At 44.7% G+C, this 17,909-nt stretch carries 10 protein-coding genes; 2 read left to right on the top strand and 8 right to left on the bottom strand.

Annotated elements, in window-relative coordinates; all coding sequences use genetic code 11:
• Positions 1-12: 12 nt before the first annotated feature.
• The 4 genes from DEO27_RS00640 to DEO27_RS00625 form a co-directional block, all read right to left on the bottom strand.
• Complete coding sequence (locus DEO27_RS00640; protein ID WP_112572550.1) at positions 13-3,351, bottom strand: DUF5107 domain-containing protein; 3,339 nt, start codon at positions 3,349-3,351, stop codon at positions 13-15.
• Between the two features lie 13 nt (positions 3,352-3,364).
• Positions 3,365-4,723 carry a sugar porter family MFS transporter gene (locus DEO27_RS00635; RefSeq protein WP_112572552.1) on the bottom strand — a complete coding sequence of 453 codons (1,359 nt, stop codon included), beginning with the start codon at positions 4,721-4,723 and terminating at the stop codon, positions 3,365-3,367.
• A gap of 101 nt (positions 4,724-4,824) precedes the next feature.
• Complete coding sequence (locus tag DEO27_RS00630) at positions 4,825-6,786, bottom strand: glycoside hydrolase family 97 protein (RefSeq protein WP_112572554.1); 1,962 nt, start codon at positions 6,784-6,786, stop codon at positions 4,825-4,827.
• Positions 6,783-7,823 carry an aldose epimerase family protein gene (locus tag DEO27_RS00625; protein ID WP_112572556.1) on the bottom strand — a complete coding sequence of 347 codons (1,041 nt, stop codon included), beginning with the start codon at positions 7,821-7,823 and terminating at the stop codon, positions 6,783-6,785. Before DEO27_RS00625 ends, DEO27_RS00630 begins: the two co-directional genes overlap by 4 nt.
• A gap of 223 nt (positions 7,824-8,046) precedes the next feature.
• On the opposite strand from DEO27_RS00625, the gene DEO27_RS00620 reads away from it, so the two are divergent.
• Together DEO27_RS00620 and DEO27_RS00615 are read left to right on the top strand one after the other, a co-directional pair.
• Positions 8,047-8,943 (top strand): AraC family transcriptional regulator, encoded by an 897-nt coding sequence (locus DEO27_RS00620; protein ID WP_112572558.1) that lies wholly within the window; start codon positions 8,047-8,049, stop codon positions 8,941-8,943.
• Positions 8,944-9,070: 127 nt separating this feature from the next.
• The gene (locus DEO27_RS00615; RefSeq protein ID WP_149301861.1) at positions 9,071-9,697 is read left to right on the top strand and encodes a DUF6886 family protein; all 627 of its coding nucleotides are present in this window, start codon (positions 9,071-9,073) and stop codon (positions 9,695-9,697) included.
• Positions 9,698-9,941: 244 nt separating this feature from the next.
• Here DEO27_RS00615 and DEO27_RS00610 read toward each other — a convergent pair whose 3' ends face one another.
• Genes DEO27_RS00610 through DEO27_RS00595 form a run of 4 tightly spaced genes read right to left on the bottom strand, consistent with a single transcriptional unit; the run spans position 9,942 to position 17,680 of the window.
• Positions 9,942-11,153: a DUF5000 domain-containing lipoprotein gene (locus DEO27_RS00610; protein WP_112573496.1), complete on the bottom strand. Its 1,212-nt coding sequence runs from the start codon at positions 11,151-11,153 to the stop codon at positions 9,942-9,944.
• A 20-nt stretch (positions 11,154-11,173) separates the two neighbouring features.
• Positions 11,174-12,400, bottom strand: coding sequence for a DUF4959 domain-containing protein (locus DEO27_RS00605; RefSeq protein ID WP_112573494.1), 1,227 nt, complete (start codon positions 12,398-12,400; stop codon positions 11,174-11,176).
• Positions 12,401-12,451: 51 nt separating this feature from the next.
• On the bottom strand, positions 12,452-14,371 hold the full coding sequence (locus DEO27_RS00600) for a RagB/SusD family nutrient uptake outer membrane protein (protein ID WP_112573492.1): 1,920 nt from the start codon (positions 14,369-14,371) through the stop codon (positions 12,452-12,454).
• A gap of 21 nt (positions 14,372-14,392) precedes the next feature.
• Positions 14,393-17,680, bottom strand: coding sequence for a SusC/RagA family TonB-linked outer membrane protein (locus DEO27_RS00595; protein WP_223818117.1), 3,288 nt, complete (start codon positions 17,678-17,680; stop codon positions 14,393-14,395).
• Between the last annotated feature and the right edge of the window lie 229 nt (positions 17,681-17,909).

Raw genomic sequence — 17,909 nt, 5'->3', positions numbered from 1 at the left:
GTGAATTTTGGTTTAACCGGCTACTTCGGTAATTTGGTTTATCATGTTTTGATGTATCCTCGCGCCATAGTGCCCGGCATCAAGTTTCAGAACCTCGGTAAAGGCCTTTTGTGCCTGCTCAAAATCATGTAAACCGAGGTATCCCAGTCCCTGTAAAAAGTGGCAATGCACGCGGTTCCTTACCTGCAGATCATCTTCAAAAATGAGCAAATTTGGCAGCGAGACGGCAAAGTAATCAATTTTTACGTTATCATCCATGTGCTTAATACCATAATTAAGCAGTTTTTTGAAGATCCGCTCTGCTGATGTACTGTCACCCAGACATTTTTTAGCTAAACCCTGATAAAAGATCTTATCCGGCTGTTGATCGTTATAAAAAACAGCCGCTGTCGGGTCTTCCAAACCTATGGCTGCTTGCTCAAAATAAGCCTTTGCGTGTTCCGTTTCCTGCAGGCCTTCATAAGCCCTGCCCAGCCAATAAAAGATATCATTTTCCTGCGTGCCGAACAGCTTGCCCTCGCCTAAATTATTCGGGTAAGTTTGCGCCTGCGTTAACTGCTCAACGGCCTCATTATATTTACCATCGCGGATGTTTTGCTTGGCCATTTCAACCAGGGCTGCAACGTACTGGCCAGAAGCCTTACCTTCGCCTCCCTCCCATGGGTGAAATGTTCTTTGCATCACCTGCTCAAATGCTGTTTGATGCTCACCCAAGAAATTGTATAGGGTGGCCCGCTCTAAATAAACATCGTCACGTAGTTTGGCAGTTTCCAGGTTGGCTTCAACAAATTGCAGGCGTGAATCGGCGGCATGGTTCAGTTTTTTATAAAGCTGATCAAGCTCCATCAGGATCCGGGCATCGGTGGTATCCTGGGCAAAAGCCTTTTCAAAACAAGCCAGGGCTTTTGCAGGGTCGTTTCGTTTATTGTAATAAGCTATGCCAAGGTTCCTGAACACTGTTGGGAAAGTATCATCCAATTGTGCCGACGTTTCCCAGGCGGCAATGGCATCGTCATACTGCAGTTTATCATAAAACAAGTTGCCTAAGTAGTATGGCGCTTTGGCATCGGTAGGAGTTAAAACAGCGGCAAGCTTTAGCACACTGATATCTTCCAATCTATCGGGGAAACACAAATATGAATCAGCGGCAGATGCCTGTTTGAAATAGCCGGATGCCTGTTCGTTATTGCCTAACTGGCAAGCAAAGTAGCCAAGGTAATAATACACCATAGGGCTTGTAGCGTCACCATTTACAGCATAAATAAGCAAATCGGCAGCTTCCTGGTACAGGCCCGCGTTAGCGTAGTCAAGCGCATACTCAATGTAATTTTGGTAATAACCTCGTGACAGTTTGGTTAGTTCGTTAAGGCTGTTCATGGCTTTTTCTTCATTACCCAAAGCCTTGTAAGCATAAACCAGTTCAAACAAAGCACCTAAGTTAAACGCGTCCCTTTTTATAGCTGTGGTGGCTACCTCAACAGCTTCTTCAAAACGTCCCAACTTGCGGAAAGCCGCCGAACGTAAAACATAAGCCTTGCTGTTATTAGCATTTCTATCCAGTGACGATAACGAATGATCAAGCGCCAGCTCATAGTCACCATTTTCCAGGTCAATCTGGGCTACAGAGAAATAGCCGCTATCTTTCCAGGCGTTGCTCCAGGTAGCTTTATAGAAAGATTTGTAAGCCTCATCCTTTTTACCCAGGAACTTCAAGGCCAAACCCAAATTGTAATAGCACTCGCTATCATACGGGTTAGGGTTACGCTGTGTAATAGTTTCAACTGCCTTGCGGAAATAAGGCTCGCTTTTAGCAAACTGCCCACGGCGCAGGTACCATAAACCTAAAGCATTGTTATTCCGGATATCCTTCGGATCGCGGCGTAAAGCTTCTTCATAATATGGTACCGGGCTATAAGTAGCATGACGATACTGCTCCAAATGCTGAGCGGTTAAAAACAACTGCTCGTTATTTTCTACATCGGCAGGTAACAGGGCTGGTTTGGCCGCTTCCGGTATGTTATTAAGTTTATTGCTTGCTGCATCATACTTAATCAATTCTTTGCCTGCTGCCGAGTGTACGGTAAGCAATAATAAGTTCTCATTGATATCTTTAATGACTATCTCGCGGGTATAAACCTGCTCTGGTACAATACAAACTTGTTCGCTTAGCAACACCTTACCATCGTGCTGTAATTTGATGTTCAGGTTGTTTTGCTCGCCGGTTACGTAAACTTTTAACAATAATTTACCATCGGTGTAACCAAGCGCCAGCAAGATATCTTTTGTAGCATTTTTAATTACACCAAGTTCGCGGTATGGCATAAAGTATTGGGTAAAATGCTTTTCTTCATGCGGCATCAACCAGGTAAAATCGGGTTGGTTATCAGTAAACATACCGGTCATGAGTTCAATGTATGGGCCGTCTTCGTCGGTCAGGTTCCTATCCCAGGCCACACCGAAATCGCTATGGCCCCAGGTCCACTGTTTTTTGCCCGGCGATACATGGTGATTGGCTACGTGCAGCAAACCGGCCTGCGAATCATGCTCATATCCGCCCACAAAATCATAATTAGAATTGATAGCCATATACGACGTTGGCACCGGGATATTTTTATACCTCGAGATATCCGTACCAGGCGAATAATCAACCTTGTAATATGTACCTGTAGCTATAGGGAAGGTTGATACATCGCGCTTACCGTGGTCAAAAACCGCGTTCACATCCGGTGGAAAAACCGACTGGTAATCGTCATTAACCTTTACTGCCGGGTTAGCCCACCATAAAAAGGTTTGCGGCAAGGCAGAGCGGTTATAAAGTTTAGCTTTTATTTCGATGTATGCCTTATCAGGGTGCAGCGTAAAACCGGCCATGCCCTTGGTATGGAACATACGCTCTACCTCGTTAACCCAGACGGTTTTGCTGCCATCTGCGTTTTCTTCGGTTTTATAATCAACCGGTTCAAACGTACTTGGGCGGTGATGCTGCGGCCAGTTAAACTCGATGCCGCCCGAAATCCACGGACCGGTTAAACCTACCAGTGCCGGTTTAATTACCTGGTTGTAATAAATAAAATGACGGTCCTTGATCTTGTCATAAGCCATCTGGATACGGCCGCCAAGCTCGGGCAGGATCAGCACTTTGAGATATTTATTCTCCAGGTACAAACCTGTGTATTCTTTATCTTCTTTTTCGTCGTAAATTTTTTCGATAACAGGGTTTGGATATACCTTGCCGCTGCTGCCCTGGTAAACACGCTTTTCAAAAAACATGGGGTTTTTATCGGGCTTGCCTATACCGTAGGTTGGGATGGTTACCTTCTCTTCCCAAACATTTACATACAAATTGTTCATGTAGCTATAATTATTAATGTCTTATCAAATTTTCTTCTAACTCTTCAAGGGTCTGGCCTTTGGTTTCTTTTACCTTTTTCAACACAAACACGAAGCCTAAAAAGCATACCGCCGCGTACATATAAAAAGGCCCGTAAGTACCCAATACCTTAGCCAGTATCGGGAAAGTGAACACCAGTATAAAATAGGCTCCCCATAAGGATACAATAGCCACTGTTGATGCAGCGCTGCGAATTTTATTAGGGAAGATTTCGGCAATAAGTACCCAGGTAATAGGCGCCAATGAAAGCGCGTAAGTGCTGATAGCGAGTAGCACAAATACAGATACCAGTTTGGCCGATAAATGGTTTTGCAGCAGGTAAGCCAATACAATATAAAATATCGATAGCCCTAAGGAGCCAATGAGCATCAACGGCTTACGGCCCAGTTTGTCAACCTGCCACATAGCCAGCAGGGTAAATACCAGGTTAACTATACCTATAGAAACAGTTTCAAACAGTTGTTGATTAAGGCTTGAGCCCACTGAAGCGAAGATGGTTGAGGTATAGTTAAACACCACATTGATACCGCAAAACTGCTGAAATACTGCCAGGGTGATGCCGATCAGCACAGCAGGGCGAACAGCCTTTTCAAATACAGCACGGTATGACTCTTTGCTTGTTGCTCCCTTCAGGGATTTTTGGATAGCTTCCTGAGTAGAGGTAACAAATTCTTCGGAGCCAATTTTATAAAGTACTTTTTCAGCATCTTCATGGCGGCCTACTTTCATGAGCCATCTCGGGCTTTCGGGCAGGAATAATACACCTAACATAAAAACCAGCGCCGGTATCGTACCTAAACCAAACATCCAGCGCCAGGCGTTATCACCGGCATCGGCCAAAAAGTAATTGCACAGGTTGGTGATCAGGATGCCCAATACTACCGTAAGCTGATTAATAGCCACGTTACGCCCGCGCACCTTGGCCGGCGAAATCTCGGCGATGTACATGGGGCACAGCATCGATGCCATCCCTACGCCAATACCGGCGGCAAAACGCATGGTGATAAAGTAAGCGAGCCAGGTTGAAAATGAAATGGCTAACGACGATACCGCAAAGATGAACGCGGCAAGCATCAGCCCCGGCTTGCGGCCAAATTTTTCGGCAATACTACCGGCAATGATACAGCCCACAATACAGCCCAGCGCCAGCGACCCGGTAAGGAAGCCCTCCCAAAGCGGATCAAGCGCGAACTCTTTGCGAAGGAACGGCAACGCGCCAGATATTACGGCAAAATCAAAACCGAACAGGTAGCCGCCCAGCGCCGAAATAAAGGAAATCCCTATAATGTAGCTGCTGTTAAACTTAACTTCTTTTTTTAAATCAGTGATCATTTGTTATTGGTTAGCTTCTTCTTCTCTTTATAAATTTACTTAATTAACATCGGTTACTTAAAGCGTTCCCCTTTCCTACCTTTCACCTTTATCCTTTTACCTTATTTCCCGTGCAAATGCACTACCGCGCCGCCACCCGGCGCAAGTTTCAGGTTCAGTTTGGTTGAGCGATTAACGGTGATGGTTTTATGCTCGTATTTCTCGGCATTCTTATCTGCGTCGGTTGCATCAGCGTACAAATCGGCGGTGTAGCTAACGCCTGCGGGCAGGAAAGAGAAATCAACATTGATAATCCTGGCATCCCAGTTGGTCATGGCGCCAACATACCAGTCGCTACCTTTCTTTTTTGCTATCGCGATGTATTCGCCTACTTTGGCATCAAGCGGTTTTGTTTCGTCAAAAACGGTTGGCACGGCTGATAAATATTGTTCGATATCCGGGTACTTTTCATACTCAGTAGGCGAATCGCAAAACACAGCCAGCGGCTGATCAAACACCACAAACATGGCCAACTCATGGCAGCGGGTACCCTGGGTGGATGGCAATCCCTCGGCTATCGGTTTAAAAGTATCTTTTGATTTGTTGCGCATAGATCCCGGTGTATAATCCAGCGGACCGCCCAGCATCCTGATAAAAGGGAAAGTAGTATGATGTACCGGGTTGGTTGTAAAATCCCATTTTGAACATTCTTGTCCGCGTACAGCCTCGTAGTTAACAATATTTGGATAAGTGCGCTGCAAACCGGTTGGTTTTGAGCAGCCGTGGAAATCAACCATCAGGTGGCGCTTGGCGGCTCCTTCGGCAATTACTTGCAGCCATTTAATGGCTTGCTGATCGTCACGGTCAAAAAAATCAACCTTAATACCAACCGCGCCAATGTCTTTTAAATAATCAAGATTAGCATCCAGGTCTTTCAGTAGCGGCGCAGCCACACACCAGACAAAAATGCCTACATGCTTTTCATTAGCATGCTGAATTACCGCGCGGATATCTGTTTTTTGCAAACGCTTTTTAACATCGTAATTATCGCTCCAACCGGCGTCAATCATCATGTATTCCAGGTGATTTTTGGCTGCGAAATCGGTATAGAAATTATACAATTGCGTGCTTCGGTTTTCCATACCCGATGGGATTGGCGCGCCGGGCAAAATGGCGTCATGCCACCACTCCCATGCTGCTTTTCCAGGTTTTATCCAGGCTGTGTTTTCCAATACCGAAGGTTTTGATAACTTATAAACCAATTGGTTATTCAGTAAAGTTTTATCATCATCCGTAGCAATAATTACCCGCCATGGATACTCTTTTTTACCGGGTTCTTTAGCAATGTAGTTTTCGCGGGAGGTAACTACCGATACAAAATCGCCCCAACTGCCCATTTTGGTAGTCGCGGGGTAAGCAGCCCACTCACCGGTCATGTTTCCGTTTCTCTTTTTAACGTACATACCGGGGTAGTCAAACAGATCAGCTTCTGCAACAACCAGTTTTACGCCATTGTTATAAGCATACAAAGCCGGGGTAATAGCATGTTTATCTTCCTTTATTTCGCCGATAGATTTGTATTGGTTATAAGCCAGCTCCCAGGCCGTATAATTATCTGTTTCTGCAATGGTTGCGCCGGGGTTTCCTTTCAGGTTAAAACCAGCCCGTTCACTCATTACTTTAACCGAATCTTTCAGGTCGGTAACAAAGCGATAAGCTACACCTTCGTTATAAGCACGGATAAGCAGTTTATAATTTCCTGCAAAGCTGATGGCTAATTCATTATAATTATCGGTAAGCACAGCCGCTTTACCATACAGCGGGCGGATAGTTTTATTTACTGTTGATGGTTTAGCGCTTAATACTTTGCCATTCGTGCCAAGGGTGGTTTTATCCAGCTTTAGACCAATAGCCGATGGCGAGATCAGCTGATTATTTTTGTAGCTCAAGGCATAGCTAATGCTGTCATTTACCTTAAGTTCCAGTTTCAGGTTATTATCGGGCGATTTAACCGTGTACGTTTGTGCCGAAATACGAAGAGTAAAAGCAGATAGAATAAAAAATATCAGGGTAGTTTTTTTCATATAGTACCAAACTTGTATAAAATGCTTTGATCGTAAACATCGCCCACCTTTAAAATGGCCTGCGGGAAATTAGGATGGTTAATACTATCCGGGTAGTGCTGGCATTCGAGGCAAAGCGCGTCGAATGGTTTTGCCTGATTACCGGTGTGGGTTGGCGAGGTACTGGTTAAATAATCGCCGGTGTAAAGGAACACGCCTGGATAATCGGTATAAACTTCAAGGCTGCGGCCCGATGCTTCATCAATTAAGAGGGCCGAATTGGTCAGGGCACTTCCTTCGGCTTCTTTGTTGATGATATAAAACAAGTTAAGTCCTTCAACCCGAGTTTCATCTATCTTAAATTTATCGCTCAGCTTATTATTGTTAAAAACCTTTTGTTTGGCAGGTATAATAGCCCCGCTCGGCGTATAATCTTCATACGAATCCACAATATTATCCGACAACATGGTAAGCCTGTGGTTATAAATTTTGCTTTTAAATGCCGAGAGGTTAAAGTAAGCGTGATTGGTAAAATTAGCTATGGTGTTTTTATCGGCGGTAGCTTTGTAATGGATCAGCAATTCATTGTCGGCGCTCCAGGTGTAGGTTACCCTAAATTCCAATGCACCGGGATAGCCGCCATCTCCATCCGGACTGGTAAGCGTCATCACCACGCCATTATCAATTGTTTCAGCAGCAAACACCCTGTAATTAAAACCGCTGTTGCCCGCATGGTTGGAGTTTTTGCCATCATTGGTATCTAAATAACAGATCTTATTATCCAGTTTAAAGCGGGCATTAGTGATGCGGTTGGCGTAACGGCCTATGGTTGAGCCTATGTAACAGGTATCATTCAAATATCCATCCAGGTCTGGAAAACCCACTACCACGTTCTCAAATTGTTGTTCCCTGTCAGGCACCACAACCGATACAATGGCTGCACCGTAGTTGGTAAGTTCAACGTAAGCCCCGCTTTCGTTTTCTATCCTGAAAAGGAAAACATCGGCGCCGTTAACCTGCCCCCATAACCGGGATGAAGTTTTAACAGCCACGTGCATATTGATATTTAAATTGATGCTTCATGTATTTACTTGTAGTTGGGCAGGTAACTACCTGTTTTAGTCCCTAATTGGTTTTGGTAAACCTACTATGAAACGGCGGTTAAAAAAATGGATATTTTTCAAAAAGTGATGGATAATCCTATCATCAATACATCGTTTTTGAAAACTTGTATTGATCAAAAAAATAAATACCTTTAAACACCAATTATGCTGTAATGTTATGAGTGCCGTAGCTGAACCCAAAAAGCGGATCAAAGAGGGCTTTATAGGTCAAAAAATGATCGTATTGCCGCCAAACATTAAAAAATCAATCACCAACAATGCTTTGATCAAAGGCTTTTACCTTACCGCTATAGGCTATTATCCCAAAGCGGCCTATCATGACCGCGAGCGCCGCACGGGCAGCAGCGAATATATCCTGCTTTATTGCATAGATGGAGAAGGCTATGTTTATTTGGGTGGCCAGGACCATGTGCTTAAACCCAATACTTTTTTCATCATTCCGCGCAACGTTGCTCACCGTTACAAAAGCTCCGAAACCAATCCCTGGAGTATTTATTGGGTGCATTTCAGCGGCTTAAATTCGCAGCTCATTTATGAACGTTCGCTCGAAAACGGGCAGCCTGTAGTGCAATCCGTTCCGTACGATAGCAGCCGGATTAAATTGTATGAACAGGTTTATGCTGTGCTTGAACATAGCTATCATGAAAAGGAAATGGAGATCGTGAATATCAACCTGCTCAGTTTTATCTCCTCACTGGTGTATTACAAACAAACCAACCCGGTTGATTATGACAACGATTTTGTGAGCAACTCCATCGCTTACATGAAAAAGCATGTCAGTAAAAAGTTTGAGGTGATGCACCTGGCTAAGCAGCAGGGCATTTCAGCATCCCATTATTTACGGTTATTTAAACAGAAAACCGGATCATCGCCCATTAACTATTTTAACCTGCTCAAAATCCAGGCTTCATGCCAGTATTTATATTTTACCGACAGGAGCATCAAAGAGATCTGCTCAGATCTGGGTTTTGATGATCCGTATTATTTTTCGAGGTTGTTTACGAAATTGATCGGCATGTCGCCATCGAAATATCGGAAAACGCATAAGCGGTAGTTGCCGGGAGATTTTGGCTAAAGCCGGTTGGCCGATTATCTTTCCCCCGTCGGTTAAAACCGACGGCAATGAATTCCTTTTTTGTAGAGACGCATCACATGCGTCTCCTGTAGGACAGGCAATTTGCATGATGGCGATCACCGTTATTTGCATGCAGGAGACGCATGTGATGCGTCTCGGCAGAAAAACATATTTTCATTTTAAAAACTTCGTAAGTTTGGCTATGCGCCCGACCGTTCCAAGACTTTTCCACATCAGCGAACAACCGGGCATCAGCATATTTACTCCCCGCCCTTCCCCATCGCACTTTGATAATGTTACCGGCGATGTTGTTTTTGCCATCAGCGATCAACTACTACATAACTACCTGTTGCCTCGCGATTGCCCGAGGGTAACATTTTATGCAGGTAAAAACACAACCGACAATGATAAAAACCAGTTTATGGGCAATACAACAGCTCATTATGTTATTGCTGTTGAAAATGGTTGGTATCAACAGATCAGGGATACTACCCTATTTTGCTACGAATTTGCTCCCGACGATTTTATGCTGATAGATGAGTGCGCAGGTTACTATGTATCCTATAACCCGGCTTCGCCGATAGCGATAACTGTTATTGATGATATTATGGGCGCGTTATTAAGCAGAAATATCGAACTGCGGTTTATGCCATCGTTAATAGATATTGCGGCAGCTGTCAGGAATTCCAGCCTGCGGTTTTCATTGATCAGGATGAGGAATGCGAAAGAATAGCCCCCCTTAAAAAATTGTCATTTCGAAACGAGGCACGAGTGAGAAATCTTATACGCCTTGTTGAGTGGTTATGCTAATCGGCCTGCTTGGCGCATAAGATTTCTCTTTCGCACCAACGCTCATGCCTCCCTCGCTCAGTCGAAATGACATTCTTTATAAAGCCCCCGTATCCTCAAAAAACTACAAATCCCGCTGCTTCAATTGAAACAACGGGAATTTGCCATTATTAAACCAAACCAAGTTTTTATTTATCCACTTTGTACATCGTTAGTTCTATGAGGTGGAAATAATTTGTTCCGCCCCAGGTTTCCAGAACCTTGAACCTGATGTAACGGTAAGCAGGCAGATCGGCAGGGAAAGTGAAGGGCTCACCGGCGGCTGCAAAGTCGGCATCGGCCTGTGTGGTTTGCCCTGTTGGTAAACCCGATGGCTTAACCGAGGTAAAGCTTGCCAGTTTTGTCCAACTGTTGTAACTACCATCTGCAGATGGACTGTTACTACCGTAGATCTCGAACCGCTTAGGATTACCATAATTGTACAAGGCCGAAGTACGTTGCCAGATCTTCATTTTAGCCAGCGACGCCTGTTGCCCCATATCAAATGTAAACCATTGCGGCATGCTTGTTCCCGGTGTATGGAAACCCGGTTCATTGGTGCTCTTATCCCACAGGTAATAGGTTTCCCAACCATAGGCCGACGGTATATCGGTAGGCAGGTTATATGGTTTAAACAACGACTTATCACACTCCACTATCCCATAGATCTTCGGAAAATCATCAAAAGCCGGAGCGTTGAAAACATCCACCGCATCGAGCGTTGGCTTGTATGATGAGCGGTACTGGATAGCTGTTCCAAGTTTAAGATCGGTTAGGGTTATGCCGGCGCTATCCGCGCTAAGCTCTTTTGTTGCCTCGGCTCCGGCCGTATTGGTGTACTTGATAGTAGTTGACACGTTACCGGTATCAGCCTTAATAAAAAACAACCTTACCGAGCCGTTATCATTTACCAGGAACGGATTAGCCGTGTTGTACGACCTGTTTAACAATGCCGACTGGTAAGCCGGGCCATAAACACGCACATTATTAATATCCTGCCCTACCGAGGTATTGCCGGCATTATCACGAGCCACGAGCCTGAAGCTGTATACATACTCCTTCAAATTAGGGATAGATACGCTGATCGAATCGGCAGGGCTATGGCTTGAGGCATCAACAATTACCGAGTCGGTGGCATTGTTCCAGGTAATTTTATAATTTTTAATACTTGGATCGGGGCTTGGGTGCCAAACCAGCACCGCCCTTAAATTACCAGGATGAAAGCTAACTTTAGTTGCCAAACCCGGATATGTTACCTCATGGTTATTTAAAAAGCCCTTATAATCGTTATCGTACTTTTTACAGGCAAATATTGCAATACTCGCCAAAAAGAAAGCAGCTATACTATATCTGATCTTCATGTCTTTAATTTTTAATGGTATTACAATGGGTTGCCATACAGTGAAATCTCCAGCGCGTTCACATAATCCAAACCGCCCCAGGTTTGTGTACACTCCAGCCTGATAAACTTGGTAGCAGGCGCATTAATGCCAATTTTGAAATTAACACCGGCAGCCACAAAAGCGATGTCGGAAGCGTTAGCCTGATTTGGCGGTAAGCCCGATGGCGGGTTAGGATAAGTAAAGTTGCCCAGGTTAACCCAGTCGCCAGATACAGTACCCGGAGCCGAGTTTTTAGGCAACACAGAGTCTTTAGGTGCATCGCTGCTGGTGCCCCAGAGTGTTAGCTGTCTGATATTTTGATAGCCGAATACGCCGCTTAACCTCTCCCACAAAACAAAACGGCTCAGCTTGGCATTCACGCCCAGGGCAAAGGTGCCCTGTTTGGTAGGTGCGCTTAGTGTGTGCCAGCCGGGTTCGCCGGTATTGCCGTCAAACAGGTATTTAAACTCCCAACCGTAACCAATAGGGCTGTCGCTATCCAGGTGATAGGTGTAAAACTTACTTTTATCCAGCAGGGTTTCAAAAAGTGGTGTAAGCGTTTTATACACTGTGTCCGAAACATTGCCAAACCTGTCTGTAGTATATACGCCAAACTTTTTAGGGGTAGCATCGTATCCGCGAACCGAAAAATTTACCGAATCAGTATTGATGTACTGCGGGTCCTGCTCGTCATATTTATTGGTTTTATCATTTAACGAGAGCACATGCACGGCAATGGGCACTTTGTTAGGGTTTAAACCGAAGAAATTGGCGCCGCCAAAATCAGGAGTGATATCCAGGTTATCATTGATCAGCAAATAGTTGGGCGTTTTAGGGTTAACCTTTATCACCACCGGATCTGATTTAATATTAGCCCTGCTCACCGCGTAAAGGGTAACTTCATATTCTTTAGCCCTTGCAAAACCATCAACGGTAATGGTATCGGTGTAGTAGCTGGCCTTGGTTTCCCTTGTAGTTTTATCGTTGATGTTATAGCTGGCCAAAACGTACAACAGGTTTTTAGAATTAGGCAGCGTATAGGTAAGCCTTGCCGCGCCGTTCAGGTTTTCCACCTTTACGTTGGTTACCACTCCGGGCTTGGTGGTATCGTTGGATACCACCTCGATGTTCGATTCGCTCTTTTTACAGGAAACGATGAGCATGATGAGCAAAACCGGGACAAGCATTAAACCGGTAAGCCATCTGCGGTTATTAATCTTTTTCATAATTTATATCTCTATATTAAATTATCTAATCTTTCAAAAAGCAGGATGATCCTACCAGTAAGGGTTTTGGGTAAGGTTATTATTCACTATCAAATCGTTGGTGCTGATAGGCCATAAATAATCTTTGATACCAAACACCGGTTGTATGATGGTTTGCGGGCGATAGTAGTTAACCGCAGTACCTTCGTAAATATTCCATCCCTGTATTGGCTTACTCAGCACGTCCTGCAGTTCTTTCCAGCGGCGAAGGTCCCAGCCGCTTTGCGCTTCAAAACAAAGCTCAATCCGGCGTTCCTGGTGAATGATGGCCCTTAAGCCATCTTTAGAATTTGGCTTGGATGGATTTTTTGAGTAGTTGCTCCAAGAGGCTTGCACACCATCTAAACCGGCTCTTGCACGAACCTTATCTATATACGAGTAAACCTCTGCAGTTGGCCCCTGTACTTCATTCAAAGCTTCGGCGTACAGCAGGTATAAACCCGACAGGCGCATTACCGGCAAGTGATAATTTTCGGTAGTGAAGATATTATCATAAACCGACAGATAATTAGCCAACTTTTTAGGCCAGTAACCGGTGATATTGGTAGCGCTGATACTTTTAGGGCCGGCCAATGCGTACGGACCGCGGGCCTGCACGTAATAAGCAGTACTTTCGTCGCGTTTGCCATTACCAAACCAGATACCGCCGTCAAAACCGATATCAGCATAAAACCTTAGCTCGCGGTTAAAGTGGGCTTTGGCAGTTTCGTAACCACTCATGATTAGCGGCGCACTTGAGTCATCGCCCATTTGTGTTGAATTACGATTGGTATAATCCCAGGTTTTATCCTCATTAATCGGCACGCCTTTATCGGTATAAAACAGATCGGCTGTTTGGATAGGCACCGCGAAAGTACCCGGATTGGTAGAGGCCAGGCCTACGGCTGCCGAGGTCATCCTTGGGATGGTGAAATTCTGGTAAGTAAATCCATAGTTCATCGCCCAGATCAGTTCTGGGTTTTGCTCCCATTTTTCGGTGATATCGTTTTGCAGGGTTAAAACTTTCTTTAGCTTGTCCGATACATTACCTACACCTACTGTTGGCGGTGTGGTATATAACTTAAGTCCCTGCGCTTCACACTCGGTTATAGCAGCCTTGCAAGCATCGGCGGCTTTTTGCCATTTGCCTGCATCATAAGTTGCAGAAAAAAGGCTTTTACCGTCATGATCTTTAAAACCTGCATAATCAGGGTTACCATTAAACAGCGGGCTTGCAGCTGTGGTCAGGATCTCGGCTTTAACGGATAACGCTATAAATTTGGTGATACGACCAAACTCAGTAGCCTGGTTATCAATAACCGGCGGCAAATCAGGAATAGCCTCATCAAGCAATGATACCACATACTCAAAACCTTCATCAACGGATGAGCGCTTACGTTTCACCTCTTCTGCGGATGCGTTGATCGGGAAGTTTTCTTTAATAAGCAGCATTGGGCCATACATCCTGATGAGGTAGTAATGATAGTATGCCTTCAGGAACTTGGTTTCGGCAATCCACCTTTTCTTTTCAGATGCGCTCAGGTCGATAGGTTTATCAATGTTCTCGAGCATAATATTACATCGCCTTAAAGCCTGGAAAATTGCCAGACCTCCGTTAGCGCCATCCCAGTAGTTAAGGCTCACGTTCGAGTTACTTTGCAGGCCGCGGATCAGGTTAAAACCTGCCTCGTTAAAGTAATGATCGTTCAGTGTATTGGGATATACAATCTCCGATGAGTACACAAAACCCGGATTGTTCACCACATCGTTTAAATGCTGCATGGTGGAGTAGCAGGTAAACAGGTAGTCCTCCGCTTCGTTGCGGTTGCGGAAGGTATAGTCTATCGTGGCCACATTATCAGGAGTGATATCCAGGTACTTTTTGCATGACTGGCCCATGGTAACCAAAGCGGCCAGCATAACAATTTTATAATATGATCTTATATTTTTCATCTCTCTAAAATCCGTTTACGGTTATAAATTCACGTTTAAGCCCAGGTTAAACACTTTCTGTATCGGATAAGCAAAGCCGTTACCACCCTGCTCAGGGTCCCACATTTTGAAGGGGCTCCAGGTAAGCAGGTTAAGACCGTTAAAGTAAATGCGGCAATTGGTCAGGTGCATTGCTTTTGATATGCTTTTTGGCAGTGTATATCCCAACTCTACCGACTTGAGCCTTATGAAGCTACCATCGCGCAGCCACCAGGTGCTTGGCTGCAGGTTGTTAAGTACCGTGGTTGAAGTAGTGCCAAGGCGCGGATACAAGGCGTACAGGTCCTGGTGTTCTTCGCTCCAGTGACTATCGGCAAAAGCCTGCAACACCTGGGTATTTCCGTAGATGTAGGGATCATTACTTGGGATGAAAGGACTAACCTTGTTTGGATCGATAAAGAATGATACCCTTGCCTGCCCCTGGAAAAAGGCCGAAAGATCAAACCCTTTAAACCCGGTTGAGAAACCGAAACCATAAACAATTTCGGGCGTTTGCGGGTAGCCTAAAAAGGCCTGGTCAAGGTAATCTATCTTGCCGTCGCCGTTCAAATCGCGGTATTTGATGTCACCACCTTGTGGCAGGATACCGTTGGTACCGTTAGCGCTGAAGATCTGCGTCGGTGAGTTGCGGGCTTCCTGATCGTCAACAAATAAACGCTCGGCAATGTAACCATAACCACGACTTATAGGCTGGCCAATAAAATGCCTCCAGGGCTCTTTATAATCCGGCTCTTCAATATATTTATACCTGTTGGTGGAATAAGTGAAGTTACCACGGATAGACGCCCATGCGCCATTGCTGAAGCTCTGCTTATAATCCAACGACAGATCAACACCTTTTGAATTTACCTTGCCTAAGTTGGCACTGGTTGTTGATTCCAAACCTTCGCTGGTTGGGGTGTTGGTACGCTCCTGCAAAATGTTATAGCGGTTGTTACGATAAAACTCCGCCACTATGTTGAAGTTTTTCAGGAAAGTGGCTTCAACCGCGATATTGGTTTGTTTGGACGTTTCCCAGGTAACATCGGGATTGGCGTAGTTGTTAATGAATACGCCCTTACGCTCGTACTGGTTGTTAATACCAAACTGGGCATAGTTAGGCCCTGCATTAAGGGTAACATCCGATTGGTAGAAGAACCTTTGATTGCCAATAGCATCATTACCTACTAAACCATAGCTGGCCCTGATCTTTAAACGATCAAGGATATTAGGGTTCCAGAATTTTTCGTTTGATACCACCCATGAACCACCAATGGTTGGGAAAAAGCCATAACGGTGATTTGCCGAGAAACGCTCCGAACCGTTGTAACCAAAGTTAGTTTCGATAAAATACCTGCTCAGGTAGGAGTAAGTTAACCGGCCCGCCAAACCTAAATTGCGATATGGCAATGAGTAAGGCAGCGTAGTAGTATTTGTTTTTGGGTCCTTGGCGCTTGAATAAAGCGTTTGCTGTGCTGTACCAATTAAGGTTGAGCTGATATTGTGCCCTTTACCAAACGGCTTGTTATACTCCAGCGCGGTTTGCAGGTAAAAGAAAGTATTGGCGTTAGGCTCATTACGGCTGTAGTTGAGATATTCGGTTGCTACGTTGTTGCCTGTAGGCTGCGGGTTAAGCCAGGTTAGGGTGTATTTATTACTATCTTTATCATAGCTGCCAACGTTGTAATAAAAAGGCGAGTAAGCCAGTTGTGAATCAAAGTACGAATACCTGTTGGTATTGAAGATGCTCTTGAACTTTAAACCATCAGTAATAAATTTCAAATCCTGGTTTAACTCAAACTGGGCCGACATCCTTGACTCCGACGAGTTTTTGTGACCTCTTAGTAAAGCAGCATAGGGGTTATTGTACTGGATACTGTTACTGGTAGTACCTGATGCCAAACCTACGTTACCAAACAAGATGTGCTGAGCGTTGGCGTTAGCGGCGTCGGGCTCAAAATACGCAGGAAATAAAACCGGGCTGGTATGAATGGCCACATTGTAAAGATCGGATGCAAAAGAGCCATCAGATGTAATAGGGCCGTTATACTCACTGAATGTGCCCGATAAACGTACAATAACCTCGGTAGTTTTGGTAAGGTTCACGTTTACGTTTGAGCGCAATTGATAGTTTTTGAACTTAACGTTGTTGTTATTGTTGTTGCGAATATCTTCGCGCAAAACGCCGTTATCAATATTATATGAACCGGCAATATAATAACGCGCTGTTGGGCCGCCGCCGCTAACGCTTAAATCATTACGTTGTGTAGTAGCCTGCTTTTTGAATAACAATCCCAGCCAGTCAACCGCCGGATAAACATAAGGGTTACTGCCCGGCGTGTGGTTAATGGTGTTAATAGTATTGTTAATTTTTGTTTGAGGAAAGGGAAGCGGTAACGTAGGATCACGTGTTAGCGATGCCTCGTTATACAGGTTCATGTACTGGATAGGATCAACCAGTTGTGGGGTTTGGGTTGATTGCGACGAAGAAAACTCCGACCGGAAATTGATCTTGGCCGGACCTTGCTTACCCTCTTTGGTAGCAACTAAAATCACACCGTTGGCGCCACGTGCTCCGTACAATGCGGTAGCGCTTGCATCTTTCAATATCGAAAAACTGGCGATATCATCCACGTTTAAGCGGGCGAGGTCATTGGTTGATAACTCAACGTTATCAATCAAGATTAACGGATCGCGTTTGTAACCAAAAGTGGTTACCCCGCGGATAAAGAACGAGGCGTTATCCTGCCCGGGCTGGCCGCTGCGCTGATAAGCAATAATACCTGCCGCCTGGCCTGCAAGCGCGTTGGTAAGGTTACTTGCCGGAATCTTTAACTCGCCCGGCTTGATACTGGTAACCGAACCTACCAAGGCTTCCTTACGTTCCTTTTTACCAAAGGCGGTTACTACTACCTCCTCGGCCAGGAGTTTTTGTTCTTTAAGCCTGATGGTGATATGTTGATTATCTGAAGTTACCACCATATGCTGATCGATAAAACCAACAAACGAGATTTTAAGACTGGTACCTGCCGGCACTTCAAGCACAAACCGGCCGTTTATATCGGAGGTTGTGCCTGTGTTTTTGATATTTTCGGCAGTAATGTTGGCGCCGGGTATTTTTACGCCAAGTGTGTCGGTTACCTGCCCTACAACGGTGATCTTGTTTTGCGCATGCACATTAATGGCAAAACACGATAGTATCAGAAGCATTAATAACCGCCCAATAAAAAGATGGCTTTGCTGCCTGCCCCTCTTCACCGGAAATTGATCATAATTGTAAAATGGTTTCATAAAATTGGGTTCATATAAAGTATTTAGGGTTATTGGCCGGGTTTAAAATTCAATCTGCTCTTAGTTTAAGTCCATAACATTCCTATGTCGGCAGGCTTAACCAGGGGTTAAATGGCTAAGCGACCACACCAAAAGGAAAAACTAAATAATGGCTAATAATATCATTTGAGTAAAATGACCCAATGACTTGCCAGACTTATCCAGGCTCCGTGAATTTTAATTGTAGCAA

This window comes from Mucilaginibacter rubeus (genome assembly GCF_003286415.2).
In the GTDB taxonomy this organism is placed as follows: domain Bacteria; phylum Bacteroidota; class Bacteroidia; order Sphingobacteriales; family Sphingobacteriaceae; genus Mucilaginibacter; species Mucilaginibacter rubeus_A.
This window is presented reverse-complemented; position numbering and strand designations above follow the sequence as displayed.